This window comes from Pseudomonas sp. MPB23, assembly GCF_046605395.1.
Taxonomy (GTDB): Bacteria; Pseudomonadota; Gammaproteobacteria; order Pseudomonadales; family Pseudomonadaceae; genus Aquipseudomonas.
In genome coordinates, this window is sequence record NZ_CP176771.1 from 4,978,801 (window position 1) to 5,003,135 (window position 24,335).

At 62.5% G+C, this 24,335-nt stretch carries 23 protein-coding genes; 14 read left to right on the forward strand and 9 right to left on the reverse strand.

Features of this window, described 5'->3' with window-relative positions:
- The first annotated feature begins 121 nt into the window (after positions 1 to 121).
- Positions 122 to 976 carry a bifunctional methylenetetrahydrofolate dehydrogenase/methenyltetrahydrofolate cyclohydrolase FolD gene (gene folD, locus ACLH0J_RS22405; RefSeq protein ID WP_411389080.1) on the forward strand — a complete coding sequence of 285 codons (855 nt, stop codon included), beginning with the start codon at positions 122 to 124 and terminating at the stop codon, positions 974 to 976.
- A gap of 47 nt (positions 977 to 1,023) precedes the next feature.
- Here the strand turns inward: folD and ACLH0J_RS22410 are convergent.
- Positions 1,024 to 2,246 (reverse strand): IS3 family transposase gene (locus ACLH0J_RS22410; protein WP_411389081.1). Its coding sequence is split into 2 segments (ribosomal slippage): positions 1,024 to 1,895 and positions 1,895 to 2,246, totalling 1,224 coding nucleotides; the frame shifts between segments, so codons are not numbered across the junction.
- A 184-nt stretch (positions 2,247 to 2,430) separates the two neighbouring features.
- On the opposite strand from ACLH0J_RS22410, the gene ACLH0J_RS22415 reads away from it, so the two are divergent.
- Together ACLH0J_RS22415 and pbpG are read left to right on the forward strand one after the other, a co-directional pair.
- Positions 2,431 to 2,715: a hypothetical protein gene (locus ACLH0J_RS22415; RefSeq protein WP_411389082.1), complete on the forward strand. Its 285-nt coding sequence runs from the start codon at positions 2,431 to 2,433 to the stop codon at positions 2,713 to 2,715.
- A gap of 279 nt (positions 2,716 to 2,994) precedes the next feature.
- Positions 2,995 to 3,918 carry a D-alanyl-D-alanine endopeptidase gene (gene pbpG / locus ACLH0J_RS22420; RefSeq protein WP_411389083.1) on the forward strand — a complete coding sequence of 308 codons (924 nt, stop codon included), beginning with the start codon at positions 2,995 to 2,997 and terminating at the stop codon, positions 3,916 to 3,918.
- Positions 3,919 to 4,003: 85 nt separating this feature from the next.
- Here pbpG and ACLH0J_RS22425 read toward each other — a convergent pair whose 3' ends face one another.
- A complete protein-coding gene (locus tag ACLH0J_RS22425; RefSeq protein ID WP_411389084.1) occupies positions 4,004 to 5,341 on the reverse strand; it encodes a sensor histidine kinase in 1,338 nt (445 codons plus the stop codon).
- Complete coding sequence (locus ACLH0J_RS22430; RefSeq protein WP_411389085.1) at positions 5,338 to 5,997, reverse strand: response regulator transcription factor; 660 nt, start codon at positions 5,995 to 5,997, stop codon at positions 5,338 to 5,340. The genes ACLH0J_RS22425 and ACLH0J_RS22430 overlap by 4 nt, the downstream gene beginning before the upstream one ends.
- Positions 5,998 to 6,128: 131 nt before the next feature.
- Between ACLH0J_RS22430 and ACLH0J_RS22435 the strand changes: the two genes are divergently transcribed.
- From ACLH0J_RS22435 to ACLH0J_RS22455, 5 genes are all read left to right on the forward strand, one after another.
- On the forward strand, positions 6,129 to 6,452 hold the full coding sequence (locus ACLH0J_RS22435; protein WP_411389086.1) for a PepSY domain-containing protein: 324 nt from the start codon (positions 6,129 to 6,131) through the stop codon (positions 6,450 to 6,452).
- Between the two features lie 83 nt (positions 6,453 to 6,535).
- Positions 6,536 to 7,006, forward strand: coding sequence for a DUF2271 domain-containing protein (locus tag ACLH0J_RS22440; RefSeq protein ID WP_411392875.1), 471 nt, complete (start codon positions 6,536 to 6,538; stop codon positions 7,004 to 7,006).
- A gap of 25 nt (positions 7,007 to 7,031) precedes the next feature.
- Positions 7,032 to 9,212, forward strand: coding sequence for a PepSY domain-containing protein (locus tag ACLH0J_RS22445; protein WP_411389087.1), 2,181 nt, complete (start codon positions 7,032 to 7,034; stop codon positions 9,210 to 9,212).
- Positions 9,196 to 10,191 carry an FAD:protein FMN transferase gene (locus ACLH0J_RS22450; RefSeq protein WP_411389088.1) on the forward strand — a complete coding sequence of 332 codons (996 nt, stop codon included), beginning with the start codon at positions 9,196 to 9,198 and terminating at the stop codon, positions 10,189 to 10,191. The genes ACLH0J_RS22445 and ACLH0J_RS22450 overlap by 17 nt, the downstream gene beginning before the upstream one ends.
- Before the next feature lie 13 nt (positions 10,192 to 10,204).
- Positions 10,205 to 10,906, forward strand: coding sequence for a VIT1/CCC1 transporter family protein (locus ACLH0J_RS22455; RefSeq protein ID WP_411389089.1), 702 nt, complete (start codon positions 10,205 to 10,207; stop codon positions 10,904 to 10,906).
- A 17-nt stretch (positions 10,907 to 10,923) separates the two neighbouring features.
- Here ACLH0J_RS22455 and ACLH0J_RS22460 read toward each other — a convergent pair whose 3' ends face one another.
- Entirely contained in the window at positions 10,924 to 11,583 is a 660-nt protein-coding gene (locus tag ACLH0J_RS22460) for a C39 family peptidase (RefSeq protein WP_411389090.1), read from the reverse strand.
- A gap of 284 nt (positions 11,584 to 11,867) precedes the next feature.
- On the opposite strand from ACLH0J_RS22460, the gene ACLH0J_RS22465 reads away from it, so the two are divergent.
- Positions 11,868 to 12,029 (forward strand): hypothetical protein, encoded by a 162-nt coding sequence (locus tag ACLH0J_RS22465; RefSeq protein ID WP_179130355.1) that lies wholly within the window; start codon positions 11,868 to 11,870, stop codon positions 12,027 to 12,029.
- Here ACLH0J_RS22465 and ACLH0J_RS22470 read toward each other — a convergent pair.
- On the reverse strand, positions 12,026 to 12,436 hold the full coding sequence (locus ACLH0J_RS22470; protein ID WP_411389091.1) for a hypothetical protein: 411 nt from the start codon (positions 12,434 to 12,436) through the stop codon (positions 12,026 to 12,028). The two genes, ACLH0J_RS22465 and ACLH0J_RS22470, sit on opposite strands and share 4 nt — an antisense overlap.
- 220 nt (positions 12,437 to 12,656) lie before the next feature.
- Here ACLH0J_RS22470 and ACLH0J_RS22475 point away from each other — a divergent pair, with 220 nt between their 5' ends.
- From ACLH0J_RS22475 to ACLH0J_RS22485, 3 genes are read left to right on the forward strand one after another with little or no spacing between them, the layout of a single operon-like run.
- Positions 12,657 to 15,878 (forward strand): efflux RND transporter permease subunit, encoded by a 3,222-nt coding sequence (locus ACLH0J_RS22475; protein WP_411389092.1) that lies wholly within the window; start codon positions 12,657 to 12,659, stop codon positions 15,876 to 15,878.
- Positions 15,868 to 17,037: an efflux RND transporter periplasmic adaptor subunit gene (locus tag ACLH0J_RS22480; protein WP_411389093.1), complete on the forward strand. Its 1,170-nt coding sequence runs from the start codon at positions 15,868 to 15,870 to the stop codon at positions 17,035 to 17,037. The genes ACLH0J_RS22475 and ACLH0J_RS22480 overlap by 11 nt, the downstream gene beginning before the upstream one ends.
- A complete protein-coding gene (locus tag ACLH0J_RS22485) occupies positions 17,021 to 18,439 on the forward strand; it encodes an efflux transporter outer membrane subunit (RefSeq protein ID WP_411389094.1) in 1,419 nt (472 codons plus the stop codon). The genes ACLH0J_RS22480 and ACLH0J_RS22485 overlap by 17 nt, the downstream gene beginning before the upstream one ends.
- A 179-nt stretch (positions 18,440 to 18,618) precedes the next feature.
- Here the strand turns inward: ACLH0J_RS22485 and yghU are convergent, their stop codons facing one another.
- Both yghU and ACLH0J_RS22495 read right to left on the reverse strand, forming a co-directional pair.
- Positions 18,619 to 19,452 carry a glutathione-dependent disulfide-bond oxidoreductase gene (yghU, locus tag ACLH0J_RS22490; RefSeq protein ID WP_411389095.1) on the reverse strand — a complete coding sequence of 278 codons (834 nt, stop codon included), beginning with the start codon at positions 19,450 to 19,452 and terminating at the stop codon, positions 18,619 to 18,621.
- 76 nt (positions 19,453 to 19,528) lie between these two features.
- On the reverse strand, positions 19,529 to 20,428 hold the full coding sequence (locus ACLH0J_RS22495; RefSeq protein WP_411389096.1) for a LysR substrate-binding domain-containing protein: 900 nt from the start codon (positions 20,426 to 20,428) through the stop codon (positions 19,529 to 19,531).
- Positions 20,429 to 20,603: 175 nt separating this feature from the next.
- On the opposite strand from ACLH0J_RS22495, the gene ACLH0J_RS22500 reads away from it, so the two are divergent.
- Positions 20,604 to 21,206 carry a glutathione S-transferase gene (locus ACLH0J_RS22500; RefSeq protein ID WP_411389097.1) on the forward strand — a complete coding sequence of 201 codons (603 nt, stop codon included), beginning with the start codon at positions 20,604 to 20,606 and terminating at the stop codon, positions 21,204 to 21,206.
- A gap of 6 nt (positions 21,207 to 21,212) precedes the next feature.
- Here ACLH0J_RS22500 and ACLH0J_RS22505 read toward each other — a convergent pair whose 3' ends face one another.
- Complete coding sequence (locus ACLH0J_RS22505) at positions 21,213 to 21,980, reverse strand: SDR family NAD(P)-dependent oxidoreductase (protein ID WP_411389098.1); 768 nt, start codon at positions 21,978 to 21,980, stop codon at positions 21,213 to 21,215.
- A 137-nt stretch (positions 21,981 to 22,117) separates the two neighbouring features.
- On the opposite strand from ACLH0J_RS22505, the gene ACLH0J_RS22510 reads away from it, so the two are divergent.
- The gene (locus ACLH0J_RS22510) at positions 22,118 to 23,266 is read left to right on the forward strand and encodes an aldose epimerase family protein (RefSeq protein ID WP_411389099.1); all 1,149 of its coding nucleotides are present in this window, start codon (positions 22,118 to 22,120) and stop codon (positions 23,264 to 23,266) included.
- A 97-nt stretch (positions 23,267 to 23,363) separates the two neighbouring features.
- Here ACLH0J_RS22510 and araH read toward each other — a convergent pair whose 3' ends face one another.
- Complete coding sequence (gene araH, locus ACLH0J_RS22515; protein WP_078834509.1) at positions 23,364 to 24,332, reverse strand: L-arabinose ABC transporter permease AraH; 969 nt, start codon at positions 24,330 to 24,332, stop codon at positions 23,364 to 23,366.
- Positions 24,333 to 24,335: the final 3 nt, after the last annotated feature.

The following is a 24,335-nucleotide window of genomic DNA, read 5'->3' on the forward strand; positions in this document are numbered from 1 at the left end:
AAAAAATTCATTTTATTTAAGGGGTTAGGCCAATTTGCAGACCAAGCGCCTTTGCCCTCACGTCTTGGCATGCGAGAATGCTCGCACTTTTCTTCCCCCTCTCGATGGTTAATCACGCGTAATGACTGCACAACTTATCGACGGCAAATCAATCGCCGCCAGCCTGCGCCAGCAGATCGCCAAACGCGTCACCGAGCGTAGCCAGCAAGGCTTGCGCACGCCGGGCCTCGCGGTGATCCTGGTCGGCAGCGATCCTGCCTCTCAGGTTTATGTCTCGCACAAGCGTAAAGACTGTGAAGAGGTCGGCTTTATCTCCAAGGCCTACGACCTGCCTGCCGACACCACCCAACAGGCGCTCACCGACCTGATCGACGGTCTCAATGAAGACCCGGCGATCGACGGTATCCTGGTACAACTGCCGCTGCCCCCGCACCTGGACGCCTCCAAGCTGTTAGAGCGCATCCGCCCGGACAAAGACGTCGATGGCTTCCATCCGTATAACGTCGGCCGCCTCGCCCAACGTATCCCGCTGCTGCGCCCGTGCACGCCCAAAGGCATCATGACCCTGCTGGAAAGCACCGGTGTCGACCTGTACGGCCTCGACGCCGTGATCGTCGGCGCGTCGAACATCGTTGGTCGCCCGATGGCCATGGAGTTGCTGCTGGCCGGCTGCACCGTGACCGTCACCCACCGTTTCACCAAGGATCTGGCCGGCCACGTCGGCCGCGCCGATCTGGTGGTGGTGGCCGCCGGCAAGCCGGGCCTGGTCAAAGGTGAGTGGATCAAGGAAGGCGCCATCGTCATCGACGTCGGCATCAACCGCCAGGCAGACGGCAAACTGGTCGGCGACGTGGTGTACGAAACCGCCCTGCCCCGTGCCGGCTGGATCACGCCGGTACCCGGTGGCGTCGGCCCGATGACCCGTGCCTGCCTGCTGGAAAACACCCTGTATGCCGCAGAAACCCTGCACGACTGATCAGCCGCCGTGTCTAGTCCTGAAATAGGTTTACACCTATTTCAGTCTCAAAACGCCCGGTGCACTGCATCGGGCGTTTTGTATTTCAGGGATAAGTGCGGCCGCTCCCGATTGTAGATTTGCACCGACTCATCCACCATTTTCACTGCATCCGCCAGGTCTTTGGGACGATGCAGCAAAAACTCAGTCTTCAAAATCCCATTTATCCTCTCCGCCATCGCGTTCTGATAGCAATCATAGCCGTCAGTCATTGAGCACCTGATTCCATGCCGGGTATGCATCCGTTGGTATAAATCGGAGCAATACTGGGCTCCGCGATCTGAATGATGGATGAGCGGTTGATTGGATTTTCGCTGACTAACAGCCTTCTGCAGTGCCCTGACCACCGACTCCGTATGCAGGCTGCCGTGCACATGATGACCCACGATTTTGCGTGAGTACGCGTCTGTTATCAGGCTGACGTAAGCGACACTTTCCCGCGTTGGGAGATAGGTAATGTCTGCGACCCAAACCTGCTCAGGTCTGCTGGCTACAACTTGTTCCGGGCCAGCTTTGAGTAGGTTGGGGTGACGGCGGAAGCGATGATGGCTATGCGTGGTTTTATGATAAGCACGTTTGCGAGGGACTAGCTCTCGCGCCTCTCGCAAGATGGAAAACAGGCGGTCTCGACCGACACGTAGCGTCGCTGCGGCTTCAGTTACCATCAGGTGGTGCAGTTTGCGCGTCCCAAGCCTCGGCTGGCGGCGACGCTTTTCCAGAACGAATTCCACTACCTGCTGGTCTTGGCAAACTCTCGCGTCAAAGGCTCGGTTGCGCTTGTAATACGCTTGGCGCGAAATGCCCATAAACAGGCAAGCCCTGGTAATGCTCAGGTCTTGGATTTGCCCTTGCGAGAGGACTTGCCGGGTCGCTTTTTTACGATGGACACACCGTAATCATTTTTCAAGACGTTCACGACAGCTTCAAAGAACTGGGCCTTCTGATTGCTCAGCGCCAACTGTTCTTCAAGCTCTTTGATCCGCTGTTCGGGTGTCAGCGGGAGGTTGGGGTCGGTCATCGGCCTGCTCCGCAGCGCTCGGATTGAGGCGCCTTGGCTCCAGTCCTGTCGGCCATGCTTGCGTAACCAAACCAGTACCGTGGACCGGCCTTGAATGCCAAAGCGCCGTTGAGCCTCTTTATAACTCAACTCGCCTTTTTCGACTTGATCTACGACTGACAATTTAAAAGCTAGCGTGTAATCGCGCTGGCTCCGCCTTTTTCCCGTATCCATTGAATCCTCCTGAAGATCGGTCAGAAGGTGTAAACCTTATTCAGGACGGGACACCGCGCTGAAAAAAGCCCTGCCTTAGCGCAGGGCTTTTTGTTTTGGGTGAACCTCATGCTCTGCTATCGTGCGCCTGCGGCTATTTTTGCTGTCCGCCAGATGCCGCAAGAACCCCAGGAGTGCTTCAGTCATGCGCAATCTTCATGCCGTCCCTCTGTTGATTCTCATTGCTGTACTGATCCCTGCCTGCACCACCCAGCTCACTGAAGCGGGCAAGCAGATCCACCTCGTCACAGCCTCATCCGCCCAGGGGTGCAGCGTCGTCAAAGCATTCACCGTGCAAGGATCTTCCAACGGGGATGCACTGAACCTGGCGTTCAATAAAGCCGCCGAGGTGGGCGGTGACAGCGTGAGCGTCATCCATGTGGGCGAAGGCGGCAAGATGCAGGCAGCCGCCTTGAAATGCCGGCGCTGACAACTGCTCGGGTTTCTCGTTTCTTCGACATCCTTTTCACCCGGCATCGACGGGATAGAGCGCAACTTACCCCTACTCCTTTGAAGAACTCCATTTGGCCCCCGACAAGCGGGCCATTTTTTTGCCTACGCATGAGTAAGCCCAACCAATCATCGGCTTACAGCCTTTATTTAAAGGCTCTCTATCGTTTTCTGATCCATACTTCTAAAATGTAACGTCATTTGTCATAAAGCCCGTTGCAGAACGGGATTTCTTTACTTCTTTAGCGAGTTCATCCGCGTGAAAATTCGTCTCTCTCTCGTCAGCCTATTGTTTGCTCTCACAGGCACCTTTGCGCACGCCGCCGAATCCACCCTGGCCCCGCGTGATACCTCCAAACTGCAAATCGCTTCCGGCAGCGCGATGCTGGTCGATCTGCAGACCAACAAGGTCATCTATTCCAGCAATCCCGACGTGGTGGTGCCCATCGCGTCGGTCAGCAAGTTGATGACCGGCCTCATCGTGCTGGAGGCCAAGCAGAACATGGATGAGTACATCGACATCAACATCACCGACACGCCAGAGATGAAAGGCGTGTTCTCGCGCGTGAAGATCGGCAGCCAAATGCCGCGCAAAGAGATGTTGCTGATCGCCCTGATGTCTTCGGAAAACCGCGCCGCCGCCAGCCTGGCCCACCATTACCCGGGCGGCTACGCAGCCTTCATCGCGGCGATGAACGCCAAGGCCAAGGCGCTGGGCATGACCAGCACCCACTACGTCGAACCCACTGGCCTGTCGATCCATAACGTGTCCACCGCCCGCGACCTGAGCAAGCTGCTGGCCTACGCGCGCAAATTCCCGATGCTGAGCCAATTGAGCACCACCAAGGAAAAGACCGTGGCGTTCCGCAAGCCCAACTACACCCTGGGTTTCTCCAACACCGACCACCTGATCAACCGTGCCAACTGGGACATCAAGCTGACCAAGACCGGCTTCACCAACCAGGCCGGCCACTGCCTGGTGCTCGTGACGAGCATGGGTAACCGCCCGGTGTCGCTGGTGATCCTCGACGCCTTCGGCAAACTCACCCACTTCGCCGATGCCAACCGCATTCGCAACTGGGTCGAGACGGGCAAGGGCGGTTCTGTGCCAGACGTTGCGTTGCGCTACAAGGCCGACAAGAACCTGAAAAATCGCGGGAACGCTGTCGAAGTCAGTCGCTGAACCACGCCGCACGATACGGCGTCCGTCCAGCCAATGCCCCGATCCGATCGGGGCATTTTTTTGATTGACGCTCAGGACGACTCATTCAAACAGTCGGCACACGCAAAAACTGCACAGTGACCTCGAACCCATCCGCCCTCCCGGTCGCCGGCGACGCCAGGGTCATACGCGCCTTGACCCCTTGCACGATGGTCTTGGCAATCGCCAGGCCCAAGCCTGTGCCACTGGTTTCGCTGCTGCCGCGCACGAAGCGTTCGGTCAGGCGCTGCAACACCGGCGCCGGCACCACCGGTCCACCGTTGATCACCCGCAGCAGCGCCTGGTCCGTGAGGCTGACGTCGACCGGCTGATCCGCAGCGCCGTACTTCAATGCGTTCTCCATCAAATTGCGCAGCAGGATGCCGAACGCGTCCGGATCGATCGCGCAATAAACGCTGCCCTCGGTCGGCAGTCGCAGCCGGATGCGCTGACCGCTGCTGCGATTCCACTCATCGACGCCATGGGCCAACAACGGAATCAGGTCCTGGGGCGCCTCGGACAGCAGCCCGCCGCCCTCGGCCTTGGCCAATTGCATGAGCTTTTCCGACAGCCTTGCCAGCTCGCGCAAGGAGTCTTCGATCTTCGCCGCACGCACACGCAACGGGCCTTGCGGCGCTTCCTGGCGCAAGCGCTGGATCTGCGCCAACGTCACTGCCAACGGCGTGCGCAGCTCATGGGCGCTGTTGGCGGTGAAGCTGCGCTCGGCCTCCAATGCCTTGCGCAAGCGCTCCAGCAGATGATTGACCGCATCGGCCAACGGGTCGATTTCCGCCGGCAGCCGCGCCACGCTGATCGGCGACAAATCCCCGACGCCACGGGCTTCCACGGCACGGCGATACGCCAACACGCTACGCAGGCTCAAGCGCACAAACAGCCACGTGCCCAACAGGCTGATGGGGATCAGCGCCAATAACGGCACCAACAAGGCCAGCAAGGCTTCCCGCGCCGCTTCACGGCGATGCCCCAGCGGCTCGGCGATCTCAATGAACAGGGTGTTACGCAGCGCACTCGCGCCATACAGACGGTATTTGTGGGTGGTGGAAAAACCTTCGCTCGGGTGCTCGTTGAAGATCTTCGGGTTGGCATCGTGGGACTGCATCAGGATCCGGCCCTCGGCATCGCGCACCAGGTACGTCAGGTATTCCTTGTGCATCTTCAGGGTGGCGACGTGCTGGGCGGTGCGCGGTTCTTCGCGGTTGCTGATTTCCAGCACGGCCAGGGGCAGGATGCGTTGCGCGGTCTCTTCCAGGGCGCTGTCGAACGCCTCGTTCAATTCATGCTGCACCACCAGCCAAGCGCCGACGGTCGCGCCCAGCCACAGCACGGTCATGCCCAGGGTCAACCCCAGGCCGAGGCGTTTTTGCAGGCTGATCGGCGACTTCATACGGCCATCAACCGATAACCCATGCCACGTACGGTTTCCACAAGGTCGCGTCCCAGTTTCTTACGCAGGCGGCTGATATAGACCTCGATGGTGTTGCTCTCGATTTCCGCGCCAAAGGCGTACAAACGCTCTTCGAGCTGCGCCTTCGACAGCAATGCGGTGGGGCGCTGCACAAATGCCTCGAACAGCGCCCACTCGCGGGCCGTCAGGTCGATGGTGATACCGGCGCGCTGCACGGTGCGGGCGTTCATATCGACTTGCAGGTCGCCGAGCCTGATCTGCGGGTTGGGGTTGCCGCTGTAACGGCGGGCCACGGCAGCCACCCGGGCCGAGAGCTCGAACAGGTCGAACGGTTTGACCAGGTAATCGTCCGCACCGGCATTGAGGCCGGCGATGCGATCGGATATCTGGTCCTGGGCGGTAAGGATAATCACCGGGGTCACGTTGCCGGCCGCGCGCTGCTGGCGCAGGAAGTCCAGCCCACGACCGTCGGGCAGCATCAGGTCCAGCAGGATCAGGTCGTAGGGCGTGGTGCGCACGCTGGCGTTTGCATGGTCCAGGCGCTGCACCCAATCGACCGCGTGGCCGTCATCGGCAATCTGTTCGCGCACCGCCTCGCCCAGCCCGGGCGCGTCCTCGACCAATAAAACCCGCATCTGGTACCTCCTGTGATGGATGTCGTGCAGCACCCTACCCGCCCAACCTGACGTGAATCTGAAGATTCAGCTAGTTGTCAGGAATGACCTTTAGGGTAAGCCGCAAATGCCAATCCGGCCGGAGACAGATCATGAAATCAGCTTTTATTGTCAGCACCGCACTGCTGGGCGCCCTGCTCGGCACACACGTCTTGGCCGATGAGGACTGCAGCGAACCGGTCAGCGACTGGCAACCGCGCGAAACCCTGCGCCAACACGTGGAACAGCAATACGGCTGGAGCGTGCAGCGCATCAAGGTCGACGACGGCTGCTACGAACTCAAGGGCACCGACCGCAAGGGCAATGCAATCGAAGCCAGCTACACACCGGGCTCGCTGCGCCTGCGCAAACTGGAAATCCACTTCGGCGACAACGGCGACGCCCGGGATTACCTCAACCGCCTCGGATCTGAATGAACATCGCGTTTTTCCACGGCTTTCAGGTTGCTGTCAGCCAGCAGGTCCAGGCTCTCGCCACACCGTTCAACCAGGACATCCCCATGAAAAAAATCATTGCTGCAACCTGTCTCGCTGGTGCCATTGCCCTGCCGGGGCTGGCCCAGGCCCGCGAAGTGACCCTGACCACCCAACTCAAGGACTACAGCGGCAACGGCGCGTACCTGGCGATCTACGTCACCGACGCCAACGGCCAGTACCAGAAAACCCTCTGGGTCGCCGGCAAGAAGGCCAAGTACTACCGGCACCTGAGCGACTGGGCGCGTGGCAGCGGCATGAAGTCGAGCGAGTTCGACGGACTCAGCGGCGCCAGCGTCGGCAGCGGCGACACCCTCACCGTCAGTGTCGAACTGGCCGACACCTTGATCGACGCCGGGTATCAGATCCGTATCGACAGCGCCGTGGAAGACAAGCGCGACAGCCGCGCCGACGTGAGCGTCCCGCTGACCTCAAGCGGTGCGCACAAGCCGGTCAGCGGCAGCACGTACGTCAAGTCTTTCACCTACGACCTGTAACACCCGCGACTTCTGGAGGCTGAACATGCTTCGCCAGTTCCATTCACTGCCCGGCCTGATCGCCGCCCTGCTGGTCATGCTCTTGGCCATCAGCGGCGCCGTGCTGTCCGTCAATCCGGCGTTGGAACGCCTGCACGGTACGTCCACCGAGGCCGGGCAGGTCAATGTCGGGCAGTTGGCGGGACGCATCGCCAAGCACTTTCCAGGGGTGGAGCAGATCCAGCGCACGCCGTCCGGCACGCTGATCATCTACTACAACCAGGACGGCCAGGCCGGCGCGCAGACCGTCGATCCGCTCACCGGCCAAGGGCTCGGGGCCTATGAGCCGTCCGCCGTTTCGCGCTGGGTAAAAGACCTGCACCGCTCGCTGTTCATGGGCACGGCGGGGCACGGGGTCGCGGGCGTCGGTGCATTTGCCATGTTGCTGCTCTCGGTGTCCGGCGCGCTGTTGCTGGCGCGCCGCCTGGGAGGCCTGCGCAATCTGTTGCGGCCGCTGCGGGGCACGTTCAGCCAGCGCTGGCATGCCGAAGTCGGGCGCCTGGCGGTGCTCGGGCTGCTGCTGTCGGCCTTGAGCGGGTTGTATATGTCCGCCACGACGTTCGGCCTGATCGCCGATGGCAGTCAGGCTGAACCGGCTTTCCCCGCGTCTATCAGCGTCGGCGCGGCGCAACCGGTGGCCAACCTGCAAGCGTTGCAGGCCACCGATTTGAATGACCTGCGCGAATTGGTTTACCCGAGCCCCGGCAACCCCGAGGACGTATTTTCCCTGCGCACCGCCCAGGGTGACGGCTACGTGGACCCGGTCAGTGGCGCGCTGTTGGCGTATCAGCCCCACGACTCAATGCACGACCTGTATCAATTGATCTATCAATTGCACACCGGTGAAGGCCTCTGGTGGCTGGGCTTGATCCTCGGGGTTTGCGCCCTCAGCGTGCCGTTGATGAGCGTGACCGGCATCCTGCTGTGGTGGCGGCGCCGCAAAGCCGCGCCGAAGATTCGCCATAACAGCCCGGCCCACGCCGCCGACAGCGTGATTCTGGTGGGCAGCGAAAACAACAGCACCTGGGGTTTTGCCCACACCTTGCACGCGGCGCTGCACCAGGCCGGGCACCGGGTTCACAGTGCCGCGATGAATGAGTGGAAAGGCGAGTACCGCGGGGCCCAGCGCCTGCTCATCCTCACCGCCACCCACGGCGATGGCGATGCGCCATCATCGGCCACGCAGTTCCTGGCACGCCTCAAGCAAGTCGGCCTCAAACCCGGCCTGCCTTTTGCGGTACTCGGGTTTGGCGATCGGCAGTTTCCAAGGTTCTGTCAGTACGCCCATCAGGTGCAGGACGCGCTGGTGCAGGCCGGCGGCGTGCCATTGCTGGGGCTGGAAACCGTGAATCGGCAATCCGTGCAGGAATTTGCACGCTGGGGCGACGCATTGGCGGCGCCATTGGGCCACGATCTGCCGCTGATCCACACGGCGCAGCGCCCGAGCACCCGTCAACTGGAACTGACCGAGCGCATTGTCTATGGCGAAGCCGTGAACGCACCGACCCACGTCCTGCGCTTCAAGGCTGCGGGCGGGCTGCCGAGCTTCCAGGCCGGTGATCTGGTCGGTATTTTCCCGCCGGACAACCCGGCGCCGCGCTTTTACTCGCTGGCCAGCCGCTCTGAAGACGGGGTGCTGGAGATCTGCGTGCGCAAACATGAAGGCGGTCTGTGCTCGGCGTTCCTGCATGGCCTGGCGATTGGTGCGTCGGTCGACGCCTTTATCCAGCCCAATCCGCAGTTTCGTCCGGCGTCGGGCACACACCCGGTGATTCTGATCGGCGCCGGCACCGGTATCGGCCCCCTGGCCGGCTTTATTCGCAACAACACCGCCAAACACCCGATGCACTTGTATTGGGGCGGGCGTAACCCGGCGTCGGATTTCCTCTATGAACCGGAGCTCAACCGTTACCTGGCAGACCACCGCCTGACGCGCTTGTGCGCGGCGTTTTCCCAGGTCCAGGACCGCAGCTATGTGCAGGACCGGCTGCTCAGCGATGCCCTGGCATTGCGCAGGCTGATTGAAAAAGGCGCCCAGGTGCTGGTGTGTGGCAGCCGTGAAATGGCCAAAGGCGTGATGCAGGCCCTGGACGAAGTGCTGGCGCCGCTCAACTTGAGCGTACAAGCCCTCAAGACACAAGGACGCTACCGTGAAGACGTGTACTGAGACACACCGCTACAGCCTCAACGGCGAGACCATGGGCACGCGCTACACCGCCGTGTTCTATGCCGAGGCCGGCCTCGACACCGACGCGATCAACCGCGGTCTGGCCGAGGCCGTGGGCCGGGTCGACCAGCAGATGTCGATCTGCAAAGCCGACTCCGACCTCAATCGCCTCAACGCCGCCCCCGAGCAGGTGTGGCTGCCAGTGCCCACAGAGCTGGCCACGGTGTTGGCCGCCGCGCTGCGGGTCGGCCAGCAGTCCGGCGGCGCCTTCGACATAGCGGTCGGTGATGTCGTGGACGCCTGGGGCTTCGGTCCCGGCACCCCCTCAATCACCGAACAAACCATCGACGCCCTGCCGTCGCGCAGCAGCCTGTCGGCCACTGCGGCATTGACGGTGGACACGCAACGCCAGCAAGTGCGCAAACGCGCGCCGCTGCAGCTCAACCTCAACGCTATCGCCAAAGGCTTTGGCGTCGATGAACTGGCGCGTTGCCTGGACGGCTTCGGGCTGACCCGCTATCTGGTCGGCATCGACGGCGAGATGCGCGCCCGCGGCACCAAGCCGGATGCGCACCCCTGGGTGGTGGCGATTGAAAAGCCCTGCCGTGGCGCGCGCGAGGTGATGGGGATCATGGAACTCAGCGATGCCGCCATCGCCACCTCCGGCGACTACCGACACTGGATTGACGTGAAGGGCCGCGACTATGCTCACACCATCAACCCGGCCACCGGCGCACCGCTGTGCAATACACTCGCGGCCGTCACGGTGGTGGCCGCCTCGTGCATGCTCGCCGACGCCTGGGCCACGGCGCTGATGGTGCTCGGCGAAAGCGAAGGCCCACGTCTGGCCCAGGCACGCGGGATGGACGCGCTGTTCGTGCTGCGCGAGGGTGACCAACTCAAGGAAATATCCATTGTCGGCGGTATTCTGCAGGCGCAGATTGAAAACCGTCCGACCCCACCCCGCCCACGCACGTGAGTCCCGCACATCCATGAAATTCATGCACCGGCACACCGAATCCCACCGCAGTGACCGTATCGGCTGGCTGCGCGCCGCGGTCCTGGGGGCCAATGACGGCATCGTCTCCACCGCCAGCCTGTTGATCGGCGTCGCCGCCGCCAACGCCACCCACGCTTCGCTGATCGTCACCGGCCTGGCCGGGCTGGTGGCGGGCGCGATGTCGATGGCGGCCGGCGAATACGTCTCCGTGCATTCCCAGGCCGATACCGAGCGCGCCGACCTGTCACGGGAACGGGAGGAACTGGCGAGCAACCCGAAGGCCGAACACAGCGAGCTCGCCCACATCTACATGCACCGAGGGGTGTCACCCGAAGTGGCCCATCAGGTGGCCGATCAATTGATGGCGCACGACGCCCTGGGCGCCCACGCGCGGGACGAACTGGGCATCAGCGCGACGCTCACGGCCAAACCGCTGCAAGCGGCGCTCGCTTCGGCCGCCAGTTTCGTGGTGGGTGCCGCGTTGCCGCTGGCGGTAACCCTCATCGCCCCAACCCACAGCGTCGTACCGTGGATATCCGGCATGTCCCTGCTGTTCCTGGCCAGCCTGGGCGCCGTTGCGGCCAGGGCCGGCGGCGCGAACATTTTCATCGGCGCCTGGCGCGTGACCTTGTGGGGTGCACTCGCCATGGGCATCACGGCCGCCGTGGGGGCGATCTTCGGCGCCACGGTATAGGGCCGACGCGAGAGCGGTTACTTGCTCTCGGCCAGCACCTTGAGCGCCTGGGCCGCAGCCCGCTCCTGCCCGGCCTGGGCGGTGGCGTTGGCTGCGTCGCGCCAACGCTGCGCATCCACATTGGCCGGCAACTGGCTCGGGCGCTGGGTGAGGATTGCCCAGTGGCCGGCGCTGCTCCACTTCGACTCAAAGTCACTGAAGCTCATCAACAGCCGCCGATCCATGCCTGAGCGCAGCAGCACCGTGCTTTTCTGCTGGTTGAACCCCACCACGACCACGTAGTGCGTGCTGGACAACAGACCGCCGCCAACCCGCGCCATCACCGGGTAACCCGCCGCCACCTGCGCCAATACCGCCGTGAGCTTGGCATCCAGCGGGTACACCATCAGCCCGTATTCGCGCGCCAGTACCTGCATATTGCGCTCGAGGTCCGCTTCACCGCCCGGCAAGCGCAACGGCTTATCCAGCAACCCCGGTGTCATGACAATGCCTTGTTGCGACAGCATGCTGGCCAAAGCCGTAGGACCGCTCTGATAAGCATCGCTGCGAAAGCTCGGCACGCCGTTGAGTTCGACGCGCTCCGGCAGGCCCGGCAGTTTCGACACACTGGAACACGCCGCAAGCCCCAGGGCACAGGCCAACAATAAGGATGTTTTAACGTTCGACCGTAACCGCAATTTTTTAACCCCTTGATCTACTGCCGGTGAGGGGCCCGATCATAGCCCAATCACGCGGGATGTTCCCCGTAGGAGCGAGCTCGCTCGCGAAAAACCAGAGAACGCCGCGTTCTCCCCGATAACCCGCGTCATCAAAGAATCGCCGTCCGCTCTATAAACCCGCGGCGATAGAGCAAAGAAGTTGGAGCGACTCGACCATTGGTCAATAGCAGGCAACCGGCGGGTAGCTAGACTGTCCCTTGAGCAGACTGTGTGTGCCCCGAACGGGGCGAAAGGAGGCCAGAATGAGCCTTGCAACAACGATTTTCCTGTTGATCTGCGGTTGGCTGGCCGTTGCCAGTGCCATGTTGTGGGGGGTGTTGCGCATTACCCGCCGGCACCATCACCCCCACGTCAAACCCGCTGCACCCGCCAAGCGCCATAAGGCAGCGGTGCACCACGCCTAGCCCGGCATGCAATTGAAGTCCTGGGTGGCCGCTACTTCCTTGCCGTGACCATCCTCAAGAGATGCGCGCACGGTCGTGCCCAGGCTCGACTCCACCAGGGTGTAATGCTCACCCGCCTTGAAATGCTTGTACTCGACACTGCCCTGGCAGTCCTGCTGGTTGTCGTCGCCGGGTTCTTCCTCGAATAACGTCACGTCCAAGCGATGGTTGCCTGGGGTCACCTCGAAAAAGCGCCCGTCATCCACGCGTTTGCCGTCCACACGCTCGGCCATCAGATCGTTCGGCGCGTCTTCTTTCAGGCCGATCCAGGCTTCGCTCGGGTCGGCTTTGGGGATCGGGCCGGCGCAGGCCGACAGCAACAACACCGCACCGAGGGCGGGAATCAACAATAAAGGTTTGAGTGACATGGCAGGGCTCCAAAGGACATTCGTACAAAGACGCGGCGAAAAGGCGTCGCGTCTGTTGGGCTACAAGCTTGGAGAGCCTGCCTGTGTAGAACAAATGAATACCTATGAAACGATCTTCAGCTCTTACCTAAATCTTCCTTCACCTGGCTGAAAGGTGCGTGTTAGGTGGGTCGGGCAAGACTGCCGGGGTTTGCAATCCTGCGCCTTTGGAGGTTCACGCATGCTCGGGCTGGTAAAGACCGCACTGCAAAAGCCATACACGTTTATCGTGTTGGCCCTATTCATCTGCATCATCGGGCCGATGGCGGCCCTGCGTACGCCCACCGATGTGTTCCCCGATATCGGCATCCCCGTGGTCGCCGTGGTCTGGCAGTACAACGGGCTGTCGCCGGACGCCATGGCCGGTCGGGTGATCTACACCTACGAACGCTCCCTGAGCACCACCGTCAACGACATCGAACACATCGAATCGCAATCCCTGCCGGGCATGGGCATCGTCAAGATCTTCTTCCAGCCTGGCGTCGACATCCGCACCGCCAACGCGCAAGTGACGGCGGTGTCACAAACCGTGCTCAAGCAAATGCCACCGGGCATCACCCCGCCGCTGATCCTCAACTACAGCGCATCGACGGTGCCGATCCTGCAAATGGCGTTCTCCAGCCCAACGCTGTCGGAAGCCAGGATCCGCGACCTGGTGCAGAACAATATCCGCCTGCCCCTGAGTGCCCTGCCCGGCCTGGCCATGCCCACGCCCATGGGCGGCAAGCAGCGGCAGATCACCCTCGACCTCGACCCGCAGGCCCTCGCCGCCAAAGGCTTGTCGGCCCAGGACGTGGGCAATGCCCTGGCGTTGCAGAACCAGATCATCCCGGTGGGCACCGCCAAGCTTGGTCCCGACGAATACACGATCCTGCTCAACAACAGCCCCAAGGCCATCGACGAACTCAACGACCTGCCGATCAAGACCGTCGACGGCGCGCTGATCACCATCGGCCAGGTGGCCCATGTGCGCGACGGTTCGCCGCCCCAGACCAACATCGTGCGCGTCGACGGCCATCGCGCGGTGCTGATGCCGGCGTTGAAAAACGGCAGCATCAGCACCCTGTCGATCATCGACGGCATCCGCCAGATGCTGCCACGCATCAACGAAACCCTGCCGCCGTCGCTGAAGACCTCGCTGCTGGGCGACGCCTCGGTGTTCGTCAAGCAATCGGTGGGCAGCGTGGCCCAGGAAGGCATCATCGCCGCGTTGCTGACCAGCGCGATGATCCTGCTGTTCCTCGGTAGCTGGCGCTCCACATTGATCATCGCCGCGTCGATTCCGCTGGCGGTGCTGTCGGCCATCGCGCTGCTGGCGGTCAGCGGGCAAACCCTCAACGTGATGACCCTCGGCGGGCTGGCGTTGGCGGTGGGGATTCTGGTCGACGACGCCACGGTGACCATCGAAAACATCAACTGGCACCTGGAACAGGGCAAGGCGGTGAAGGCCGCGATCCTCGACGGTGCCGCGCAGATCGTCGGCCCGGCGTTCGTCTCGCTGCTGTGCATCTGCATCGTGTTCGTGCCGATGTTTCTGCTGCAAGGCATCGCCGGCTACCTGTTCCGGCCGATGGCCCTGGCGGTGATCTTTGCCATGGCCAGTTCGTTCATCCTCTCGCGCACCCTGGTGCCGACCCTGGCGATGTACCTGCTCAAGCCGCACACGCCGGAACCCGGTACGGGACACCACCCGGAAGATGCGTTCATCAACCACCACGAGGGCGAACAGCACCGCAAACCGCGCAATGCCGTGCTGCAATCGGTGCTGAATTTCCAGCAGGGGTTCGAGCGGCACTTCTCGAACATCCGCGATACCTACCATGGCCTGCTGACCTTGGCCCTGGGCAACCGCAAGGGCTTTATCGCAGGCTTTTTGGCCTGCGTGCTCGCCTCGTTCCTGCTGCTGCCGAGCCTGGGCCAAGACTTCTTCCCGGCCACCGATGCCGGCGCGCTGGCGTTGCATGTGCGCCTGCCGTTGGGCACGCGCATCGAAGAAAGCGCCGCCGCCTTCGACCGCATCGAAGCGCGGATTCGTGAAGTGATCCCCGCCGAAGAACTCGACACCATCGTCGACAACATCGGCATTCCGCTGAGCGGCATCGACATGGCCTACAGCAGCAGCGGCACCATCGGCCCGCAGGATGGCGACATCCAGGTCAGCCTGAAAAAACACCACGCGCCCACCGCCGACTACGTGAAGAAACTGCGTGAAGCGCTGCCGCAAAGTTTCCCCGGCAGCCACTTCGCGTTCCTGCCGGCGGACATCAGCAGCCAGATCCTCAACTTCGGCACACCGGCGCCGCTGGACGTGAAAATCTCCGGGCGCAGCGATGCCGAAAACCGCGCCTACGCCGTGGAACTCGAACGCCGTCTGCAACACGTACCGGGCATCGCCGACCTGCGCATCCAGCAGTCCACCGGCTACCCGTCGCTGCAAGTCAACGTCGACCGCCTGCGCGCCAACGGCCTGGGCATCACCGAGCGCGACGTGACCAACAGCATGGTCGCGTCGCTGGCCGGCAGCTCGCAAACCGCGCCGACCTTCTGGCTCAACCCGGCCAACGGCGTGTCCTATTCCATCGTCGCCGCCACCCCGCAATACCGCCTCGACAGCCTGCCGGCGCTGGAAGCGCTGCCGGTGACCGGTGCCGATGGCCAGTCGCAGATCCTCGGCGGCGTGGCGAGCATCTCCCGCGTGCAAAGCCCGGCGGTGGTGACCCACTACAACATCGAACCGACCCTGGACCTGTACGCCAACGTGCAAGGCCGCGACCTCGGCGGCGTGGCCCGCGACGTGCAAAAGGTGCTGGATGACACCGCGCACCTGCGCCCCAAAGGCGCAACGATCAGCCTGCATGGGCAGATCGACGCACTGCACGAAGCCTTCAGCGGTTTGAGCTTCGGCCTGCTCGGCGCGGTGGTGCTGATCTACCTGCTGATCGTGGTCAACTTCCAGTCGTGGGTCGACCCGTTCGTGATCATCACCGCGTTGCCGGCGGCGCTGGCGGGCATTGTGTGGATGCTGTTCCTCAGCGGCACGTCGCTGTCGGTGCCCGCGTTGACCGGCGCGATCCTGTGCATGGGCGTGGCCACCGCCAACTCGATCCTGGTGGTGAGCTTCTGCCGCGAGCGTCTGGCCGAGCATGGCGATGCGCTCAAGGCCGCACTGGAAGCCGGCTACACACGCTTTCGCCCGGTGTGCATGACCGCCCTGGCGATGATCATCGGCATGCTGCCGCTGGCCCTTTCCGAAGAACAGAACGCGCCATTGGGCCGCGCGGTGATCGGTGGCCTGATCCTCGCCACCACCGCCACCCTGTTATTTGTTCCCGTGGTCTTCAGCCTGGTCCACGGCCGTCACCCTACTCGCGCAATTGCTGGAGAAACGCCCCATGTCGTCTGATCACAAACCCTCGCGCAAGCGTCTGATGCTCATGGGTGTCGGCGGCCTGACCCTGGCCGCCCTGCTGGTCGCCAACGGCCTGTACGCCCGCACAATGCACGAACGCTCCGTCACGGCCTGGACCGAAACCGCGGCCATCCCCCAGGTGATGGTGTTCCAGCCCCAACAGAACGTGGCCGGCGACACGTTGCGCCTGCCCGCCCACCTCGAAGCCTGGAGCAAAGCGCCGATCCATGCGCGGGTCAGCGGCTACCTGAAGGACTGGAAAGTCGACATCGGCAGCCAGGTCAAGGCCGGGCAGATCCTCGCCGAAATCGACAGCCCCGATCTCGATCAACAACTGGCGCAGACCCATGCGCGTTTGATCCAGGAACAGGCGAATGCGCGCCTGGCCGCCACCACCGCGACCCGCTGGGAAAACCTGCTGGCCAGCCACTCGGTGTCGCGCCAGGAGGCCGATGAAAAAACCTCCAACGCCGCCGCCGCCAAAGCCAACGCCGAAGCTGCCGCAGCGGATTACGCACGCTTGTCGGCGCTGGAAAGCTACAAGACCCTGCGCGCGCCGTTCGCCGGCACCATCACCGCGCGCAACACCGACATCGGCCAGTTGATCAAGGCCGACACCGACAGCGATCCGGAGCTGTTCAACATTGCCGACACCCATCAGTTGCGCCTCTATGTGCCGGTGCCGCAGAACTACGCGGCAGTCATCCACCCTGGGCTGGAGGCCGAACTGACCGTGCCCGAACACCCCGGCGAGCACTTCAAGGCGCGCCTGATCGGCGACTCCACCGCCATCGACCGCCGCTCCGGCACCCTGCTCGCGCAGTTCGTCGCCGACAACCCCAATGGCGAATTGCTCCCCGGCGACTATGCCGAAGCCACCCTGCCGATCCCGGCGGACACCCATGGCGTGAGCATTCCGGCCAGCGCGCTGATCTTCCGCGCCCAAGGCACGCAAGTGGCGGTGCTGGACCCACACAACCACGTGCACCTACAGACCATCCATATCGGCCTGGACCTGGGCGAACGCCTGGTGATCGACCAGGGCCTGAAACCCGCCGACCGCATCGTCGACAACCCGCCCGACGCCCTGCGCGAAGGCGACCCGGTGCAACTGGCCGACGCCAGCGGAGGTGCCCATGCGCCCAAGGCTTAAGCCCCTCGCGGCGCTGATGCTGCTGGCGTTGCAAGGTTGCTCGCTGGCGCCGACCTACACAGTGCCAGCGCTTGACCTGCCGGCCAACTACCGCGAACAGACCAGCGACGGCCCCTGGCACAGCGCGCAGCCGTCCGATCAACTGGCGCCGCAATGGTGGACGCTGTACCACGACACGCGCCTGAACGCCCTGCAACAGCAACTGCTCAAGGCCAACCCGGACCTGGCGGCGGCGCTGGCGCACTTCGATGCGTCCCAGGCCTATGCCAGCCAGTTGCATGCCGGGCTGTTCCCGCAGATCAGCGCCAGCGCGCAGCCGTTGCGCCAGCGCCAATCCGACTCACGCCCGCTGCGCGGGGAGACGCAGCCATCGGTGTACAACAGCAACACCGCCGGGTTTTCGTTGAGTTATGACCTGGACCTGTGGGGCAAGATCCGCAACCAGGTCGCGGCCGGCGATGCCCAGGCGCAAGCGTCTGCGGATGACCTGGCGGTGGCGCGCTTGAGCCTGCAACGCCAGTTGGCGAGCTTGTACGTGCAGCTCAATGGGCTGGATGCGCAGAGTCGGATTCTCGACAGCTCGCTGGAGGATTTCAGCCAGGCCCTGCAACTGACCCGCAGCCGCTATGAAGGCCAGATCGCGTCGGAACTGGACCTGACCCGCGCGCAAAATCAGCTGGCCGAAGCCAAGGCGCAACTCGATGAGGTGCGCGGACAACGCCACCTCACCGAGCATGCCATCGGTGAACTGGTCGGCGTGGCAGCCAGCGACTTCACACTACCCGCGAGCCAACACCTGATCGCCCTGCCAGGCATTCCCTCACAACTGCCAAGCCAACTGCTGCAACGTCGCCCGGATATTGCGGCGGCAGAGCGCCGGGTGTTTGCGGCCAACGCGAATATCGGCGTGGCCAAAGCCGCGTGGTACCCGGATTTCAGCCTGACCGGCTTGATCGGCGGGCAAACCCAAGGCGTGGGGAATTTGCTGTCGGCGGGCAATCGCTATTGGGCGCTGGGGCCGCTGATGAACGTGCCGATCTTTGACGGCGGTCGCTTGAGCGCCAACGAACGCCAAGCCAAGGCCGAGTTTGAACAAGCCTCGGCGCAGTACCGCAGCCAAGTGCTGAAGGCCGTGCGCGAAGTGGAAGACAACCTGGCGCAGCTAAGAGATTTGCAGCAGGAGGCACAGGATGAACAGGCGGCAGCGGATGCCGCGCAGCACACACAGGCGTTGGCGATGAACAGCTATCAGGCCGGCGCGGTGAGTTATCTGGATGTAGTGACCGCACAGACAGCGACATTGGAGGCGCAAAGGACCTTGCAAGCGGTGCAAACGCGGCAGTTGCAGGCGAGTGTCGGGTTGGTGACGGCGCTGGGCGGTGGCTGGCAGTCGGGTACCTGACAACAGAATAGGGGAAGGGGTTTCGGTCAGTTACATCGGTATTGGCTGAAAGCTCGCTATCGGGAGCAAGCCCCCACAGGGGTCTGTGGTGGCTTTAGCTCGGTGTCTAATGCGCGGCACAACGCCGGTTCGGTCTTGCTGAGAAATGACCCACACATGAATCCAGTGTGGGTTCTCAATCAGTCCAGATCGCTGGCGTCATGCCGCTCAGCCAACTGCTCATGGAGCTCGCCGGACACCCGATTCACCCGCCGCCCACGCTGCACCGCCGGCCGTGCGTCAATCGCATCGGCCCAGCGCAGCACATGTTTGTACTCATGCACCGCCAGAAACTCCGCCGCGCCATACAAACGGCCTTTGACCAGGCCGCCGTACCAGGGCCAGATGGCAATGTCGGCGATGGTGTAGGTGTCGCCGGCGATGTACTCGCTCACGGCCAGGCGCTTGTCCAGCACATCGAGTTGACGCTTGGCTTCCATGGCAAAGCGGTTGATCGGGTATTCCATCTTGCTCGGCGCGTAGGCGTAGAAATGCCCGAAGCCACCGCCCAGGTAGGGCGCGCTGCCCATCTGCCAGAACAGCCACGACAGGCATTCGGCGCGGGCCGCAGGCTCGGTGGGGAAGAACGCGCCGAACTTCTCGGCCAGGTACTGCAGGATCGCGCCGGACTCGAACACACGAATCGGCTGGGCGCCGCTGTGGTCCATCAACGCGGGGATCTTCGAGTTCGGGTTGACTGCGACAAAACCGCTGCCGAACTGGTCGCCGTCGCCGATTTTGATCAGCCAGGCGTCGTATTCTGCGCCGGTATGCCCGAGGGCCAGCAGCTCTTCGAGGAGGATGGTGACCTTCTGCCCGTTGGGCGTGGCCAGGGAATACAACTGCAGCGGGTGCTTGCCGACCGGCAGTTCCTTTTCATGGGTCGCGCCGGCAATCGGGCGGTTGATACTGGCGAAGGTGCCGCCGCTTTCGGTGTCCCAGGTCCAGACTTTCGCAGGTACGTAATCGGTCATGCTGAATGCTCCAGGGGCGCTTGCGCTTAACGAAGCGCTCCAGCCTAAACGAAAGGCAGGTGGGGGCAAACCTCTTTCAAGTGGGTGTTTTGAGCTGCCCAAGGTAGCGTTCCACTTCCCCGGACAACCATTGAGAAAACTCGCGTTGCTTGCCTTCCGAACGCTCCCGCGGCCGCCAGACCAGCCAATAGGGATAGGCATAGGGCGCGCTGACATCGCTCAACTGCACCAGCTCTCCCCGCGCGATGGCGTCGTGCACCAGGCTGCGGCGTTCCAGGGCGATGCCCTGCCCCAGACGAACCGCTTCCAGTACCAGGTTGGAATCGTTACTGCACAGGCCCTTGCGCTCACGGCCCATCTCGACGCCTGCGGCCTCGCACCAGGGCAGCCAGGACTCGGTGTTGTAGATGATCGGGCTGTCGACGATCTGCTGCGGCGTCTGCGGCAGGCACCCGCGATTGAAATGAGGCGCGGCGACCACCACCACGTCGTCGTGGAACAACAACTGCTGCTCGACCCCCTCCCAATCGCCCTTGCCCATGCGGATGCCGATGTCCACCGACTCTTGATGCAGGTTGGAGACCGTCAGGCTCGCTTGCAGGCGAATACTGATATGCGGGTAAAGCCGCTGGAAAGCCGGGAGCCGCGGCAACAGCCAGGAACGGCCGAACGAGGGCAATACCGCCACCACCAACTCGTCGATCTTGGGTTGTGCCTGGATCAATCGCGTGGCCTCGGCGATATCCCCCAAGGCTTTGCGGATCTGCAATGCGTACAGGCGCCCATCCTCGCTGACCCGCAAGCCGCGCCCCTCGCGCACGAACAGGGTCAACCCGACCATCTCCTCCAATACCTTGATCTGCTGGCTGATCGCCGAGTGCGTGACGTGTAATTCCTTGGCCGCCAGGGTGACGCTTCCCAACCGGGAAGTGGCTTCAAAACTGCGCAGACAGGTCAACGGAGGAAATGCGCTCATGTAAGTTCAACTAACCTTTTCGGGTAAAAATTATCAATATTGCCAGGGCAAGACTCGCTATAAAGTAACCTCAATTTAACAATACTGCCTCTGGACTGCGCGTCGATCCGCGCAAGTCCTTCAAGCACCCACACCAAACGTTGAACATAACCCTGACGTAAAAAATGGAGGCTTCATGAAACTGGTCGGCATGCTGGACTCGCCCTATGTGCGCCGCGTCGCAATTTCCCTGGACCTGTATGGGGTGGATTTTGTGCATGAACCCTTGTCGGTGTTCAGAACGTTCACCGAGTTTTCCCGGATCAACCCGGTGGTCAAGGCCCCGACCCTGGTGCTGGACGATGGCACCGTGTTGATGGACTCCTGCCTGATCCTCGATTACCTGGAAGCCCTGGCCCCGGCCGACAAAAAGCTGCTGCCCCAACCGCCCGCCGCCCGCGCCCGTGACCTGCAGATACTCGGGCTCGCCTTGGCTGCCTGCGAGAAAAGCGTGCAGATCGTCTACGAACACAACCTGCGGCCGGCCGAGAAGCAGCACGCGCCCTGGCTCGAACGCGTGACCGGCCAGTTGCTGGCCGCCTATACGCTGCTCGACAAACACCTGGCCCCGGCCGACAGCGAAGCGCTGAGCCAGGCCTCGCTGACGGCGGCGGTGGCCTGGTCCTTCAGCCAGTTCACCGTGGCGTCGGTGGTGAAGGCCGCTGCGTTTCCCCGTCTGCAACGCCACGCCGAGCGGCTGGAGCAGCACCCGGCGTTCAAGCGCTACCCCATCGAATAACCCGGTCTACACCCAACCGCCGTCCACAATAAAGTTCTGCGCCGAACACATCGCCGACACATCCGAGGCAAGAAACAACGCCATGTTGGCGATGTGTTCCGGCAACACACTCCCCGGCAGGCACTGGCTGCGGCTGATCAGTTCCCTAGCCGCGTCATCCACCCACAGGGCCAGTTGTTTTTCCGTCATCACCCAACCCGGAACCAACGTATTGACGCGGATACCGTTCGGCCCCAGCTCGCGGGCCAACGCGCGGGTCATGCCGTGGGCGGCGGCTTTGCTGGCGGCGTACACCGGGTAGCCGGCGGAGGCCATCATCCAGCCGACCGAGCCGAGGTTGATGATCGAACCAGAGCCTGCGTTTTTCATCATCGGCACCACGGCCTTGGCGGCGAAGAAGGCGTGCTTGAGGTTGACGGCGATCAGTCTGTCGAATGTTTGCGAATCGACTTCCTCCAGGGTGTGGCGCACGTCATTGGCGGCGTTGTTCACCAGCACGGTGATCGGCCCCAGTGAGTGTTCAAAGCGCGCGATGGCTGCCTTGTAGGCGATCTCATCGGTGATGTCGCAACAGACAAACTCAACGGTATGCCCCTGGGAACTCAACAGCGCCGCCAGGCGTTCGCCCTGGCTTTGAGCGCGGTCCACAAACCCCACCTTGGCACCCTGCGCGGCAAAGGCCCGCACCATGAATTCGCCAATCCCCGAGGCGCCGCCGGAAATCAATACAGCCTTGCCCTTGAGGTCGGGATAAACCGCGTGTTCAGTGCTCATAAAAGAATGCCTCGCTCAATTAGTCTTATTTTATTTTACGAAATTGGGGTTAAAGGCTATAAATTCGCTGTCGTGTCGACAAAATACCGCAAATTAGTAGAACTATTCCAACCAAAACAACAAAAGGAAGTTCGACCATGAAGCACCCTCGATACCTGCTCTCCGGCCTGGCGCTCTCCCTGTTGATCGCCAGCGGCGGCGCTCAGGCTGCCGGTTTGTCCAGCGAGCAAAAACCCTTCGGCAAAACCAACGACGGCACTGCCGTCGAACAGTACATCCTGCGTAACAGCCACGGCATGCAAGCCACAGTGATCACCTACGGCGGCGTGTTGCAGTCGCTGAAAGTGCCGGATAAACACGGCAAGCTCGACGACGTGGTCCTGGGCTTTGACGACGTGCAGGGCTATCAAAGCGGTACGGCGTTTTTCGGCGCGACCATCGGCCGCTTCGGCAATCGCCTGGCCGGTGGCGCCTTTGAACTCGACGGCAAACGCTACCAGGTACCGCTCAACGATGGCCCCAATGCACTGCATGGCGGCGCCCAGGGTTTCGACAAGCGCGTGTGGAAAGCCGAGCCGGTCAAGGACAAGGACTCAGTCGGTGTGAAGCTGAGTTACCTGTCCAGGGACGGTGAAATGGGCTTCCCCGGCAACCTGAACACCGAGGTCACCTACCGCCTGAACGACAAGAACGAACTGCACATCGACTACACGGCCACCACCGACAAACCGACGGTGCTCAACCTCACCAACCACAGCTACTTCAACCTGGCCGGCGCGGGTAACGGCGACATCCTCAAGCACGTCGCCAGCTTGCACGCCAGCCACTACACACCGGTGAATGCCACCTTGATCCCTACCGGCGAACTCGCCCCGGTCAAAGGCACGCCGATGGATTTCCTCACACCCACCGCCATCGGCCAGCACATCAAGGACGACCATCCGCAACTCAAATTCGCCGAGCCGAAACAGGGCGGGTTTGACTTCAACTGGGCGCTGGACACCCAAGGCGACGTCAAGCAACTGGCCGCCGAGGTGCATGACCCTGCCTCGGGTCGACGCTTGCAGCTTTACACCAGCGAGCCGGGCGTGCAGTTCTATACCAGCAACTTCCTGGATGGTTCGGTCAAGGGCAAGGGCGGCAAAACCTATCGGCACTGGAGTGGCTTCACCCTGGAGACCCAGCACTTCCCCGATGCGCCCAATCAGCCGAACTTCGCCACCACACGCTTGAACCCGGGGCAGACCTATACCCAGCACACCGTATTCAAATTCTCCGCCGACTGACGGCAGGAGCGAGCTTGCCGGCGATGGCGGTGGTTCAGTTGATCAGGTTACTGACTGACACACCGCTATCGCCGGCAAGCCGGCTCCTACAGAGGTTTCAGCGTTGTTTCATGCGGTCAATCACCACCGCCAGCAACAGGATCGAACCCCGGATCACATACTGGTAAAACGTGTCGATGTTCTTCAGGTTCATCGCGTTCTCGATGATCGCCAGGATCAACACCCCCGCGATCACATGGCGGATCATCCCCACCCCGCCGCTCAGCGACACCCCGCCCAGCACGCACGCCGAGATCACCGTCAGCTCGAAGCCCTGGCCGATCATCGGTTGGCCCGAGGTCATGCGCGAAGCGAGGATCACCCCGGCCAACGCGCCGATCAGGCCGTGTACGGCGAAGATCAGGATCTTGGTGCGGTCCACGTTCACCCCGGCGAGCAACGCCGCTTCCGGGTTGCCGCCGATGGCCATGGTGTTGCGTCCGTAGGTGGTGTAGTTGAGCAGCCAGCCGAAAAACACGAAGCACACAATCGTGATCAGGATCGGCACCGGCACGCCCAGCAACTGGCCGTTGCCGAAGATAAAGAACTGTTCCTGGGACACGCCCACCGCCTTGCCGTCGGCAAAGATATACGCCAGGCCGCGCACGATCTGCATGGTCGCCAGGGTGGTGATCAGTGCGTTGACCCGCAGCTTGGCGATCACGATGCCGTTGATCAGCCCGACGATCAGGCCCATCAGCAGCGCCGCGCCGATGCCCAGCAGGACGCTGTCGGTGTCGCGCATCACGATCGCCGCCACCACCCCGGCGCAGGCGATCACCGAGCCCACTGACAGGTCGAAGTGCCCGGATGCCAGGCAGAACAGCATGGTGCACGCGGCGATGCCCACGGTGGAAATCGCCAGGCCCAGCCCGCGCATGTTCAACGGCGAGAGGAAGTTGTCGATCAGTAAGGCGCACAGCAGAAAAATCCCCAGCGCCGCCAGCAGCATCGCCCAATTGTCCAGCAGCGCACGCGTATCGAGGGGTTTGCGTGCCGTCGCCAGCAGCTTGTGTTGAGTGGTCATGGT

Excerpts from the sequence above, each read along its gene's own strand:
- ACLH0J_RS22510 (WP_411389099.1), top strand. The coding sequence starts at position 22,118 with ATGAAGCACCCTCGATACCTGCTCTCCGGCCTGGCGCTCTCCCTGTTG.
- ACLH0J_RS22430 (WP_411389085.1), bottom strand. The coding sequence starts at position 5,997 with ATGCGGGTTTTATTGGTCGAGGACGCGCCCGGGCTGGGCGAGGCGGTG.
- ACLH0J_RS22445 (WP_411389087.1), top strand. The coding sequence starts at position 7,032 with ATGCTTCGCCAGTTCCATTCACTGCCCGGCCTGATCGCCGCCCTGCTG.
- ACLH0J_RS22455 (WP_411389089.1), top strand. The coding sequence starts at position 10,205 with ATGAAATTCATGCACCGGCACACCGAATCCCACCGCAGTGACCGTATC.
- ACLH0J_RS22415 (WP_411389082.1), top strand. The coding sequence starts at position 2,431 with ATGCGCAATCTTCATGCCGTCCCTCTGTTGATTCTCATTGCTGTACTG.
- ACLH0J_RS22425 (WP_411389084.1), bottom strand. The coding sequence starts at position 5,341 with ATGAAGTCGCCGATCAGCCTGCAAAAACGCCTCGGCCTGGGGTTGACC.
- ACLH0J_RS22440 (WP_411392875.1), top strand. The coding sequence starts at position 6,536 with ATGAAAAAAATCATTGCTGCAACCTGTCTCGCTGGTGCCATTGCCCTG.
- ACLH0J_RS22475 (WP_411389092.1), top strand. The coding sequence starts at position 12,657 with ATGCTCGGGCTGGTAAAGACCGCACTGCAAAAGCCATACACGTTTATC.
- ACLH0J_RS22470 (WP_411389091.1), bottom strand. The coding sequence starts at position 12,436 with ATGTCACTCAAACCTTTATTGTTGATTCCCGCCCTCGGTGCGGTGTTG.
- yghU (WP_411389095.1), bottom strand. The coding sequence starts at position 19,452 with ATGACCGATTACGTACCTGCGAAAGTCTGGACCTGGGACACCGAAAGC.
- ACLH0J_RS22435 (WP_411389086.1), top strand. The coding sequence starts at position 6,129 with ATGAAATCAGCTTTTATTGTCAGCACCGCACTGCTGGGCGCCCTGCTC.
- araH (WP_078834509.1), bottom strand. The coding sequence starts at position 24,332 with ATGACCACTCAACACAAGCTGCTGGCGACGGCACGCAAACCCCTCGAT.
- ACLH0J_RS22495 (WP_411389096.1), bottom strand. The coding sequence starts at position 20,428 with ATGAGCGCATTTCCTCCGTTGACCTGTCTGCGCAGTTTTGAAGCCACT.
- ACLH0J_RS22505 (WP_411389098.1), bottom strand. The coding sequence starts at position 21,980 with ATGAGCACTGAACACGCGGTTTATCCCGACCTCAAGGGCAAGGCTGTA.
- ACLH0J_RS22485 (WP_411389094.1), top strand. The coding sequence starts at position 17,021 with ATGCGCCCAAGGCTTAAGCCCCTCGCGGCGCTGATGCTGCTGGCGTTG.
- ACLH0J_RS22500 (WP_411389097.1), top strand. The coding sequence starts at position 20,604 with ATGAAACTGGTCGGCATGCTGGACTCGCCCTATGTGCGCCGCGTCGCA.
- ACLH0J_RS22480 (WP_411389093.1), top strand. The coding sequence starts at position 15,868 with ATGTCGTCTGATCACAAACCCTCGCGCAAGCGTCTGATGCTCATGGGT.
- ACLH0J_RS22465 (WP_179130355.1), top strand. The coding sequence starts at position 11,868 with ATGAGCCTTGCAACAACGATTTTCCTGTTGATCTGCGGTTGGCTGGCC.
- folD (WP_411389080.1), top strand. The coding sequence starts at position 122 with ATGACTGCACAACTTATCGACGGCAAATCAATCGCCGCCAGCCTGCGC.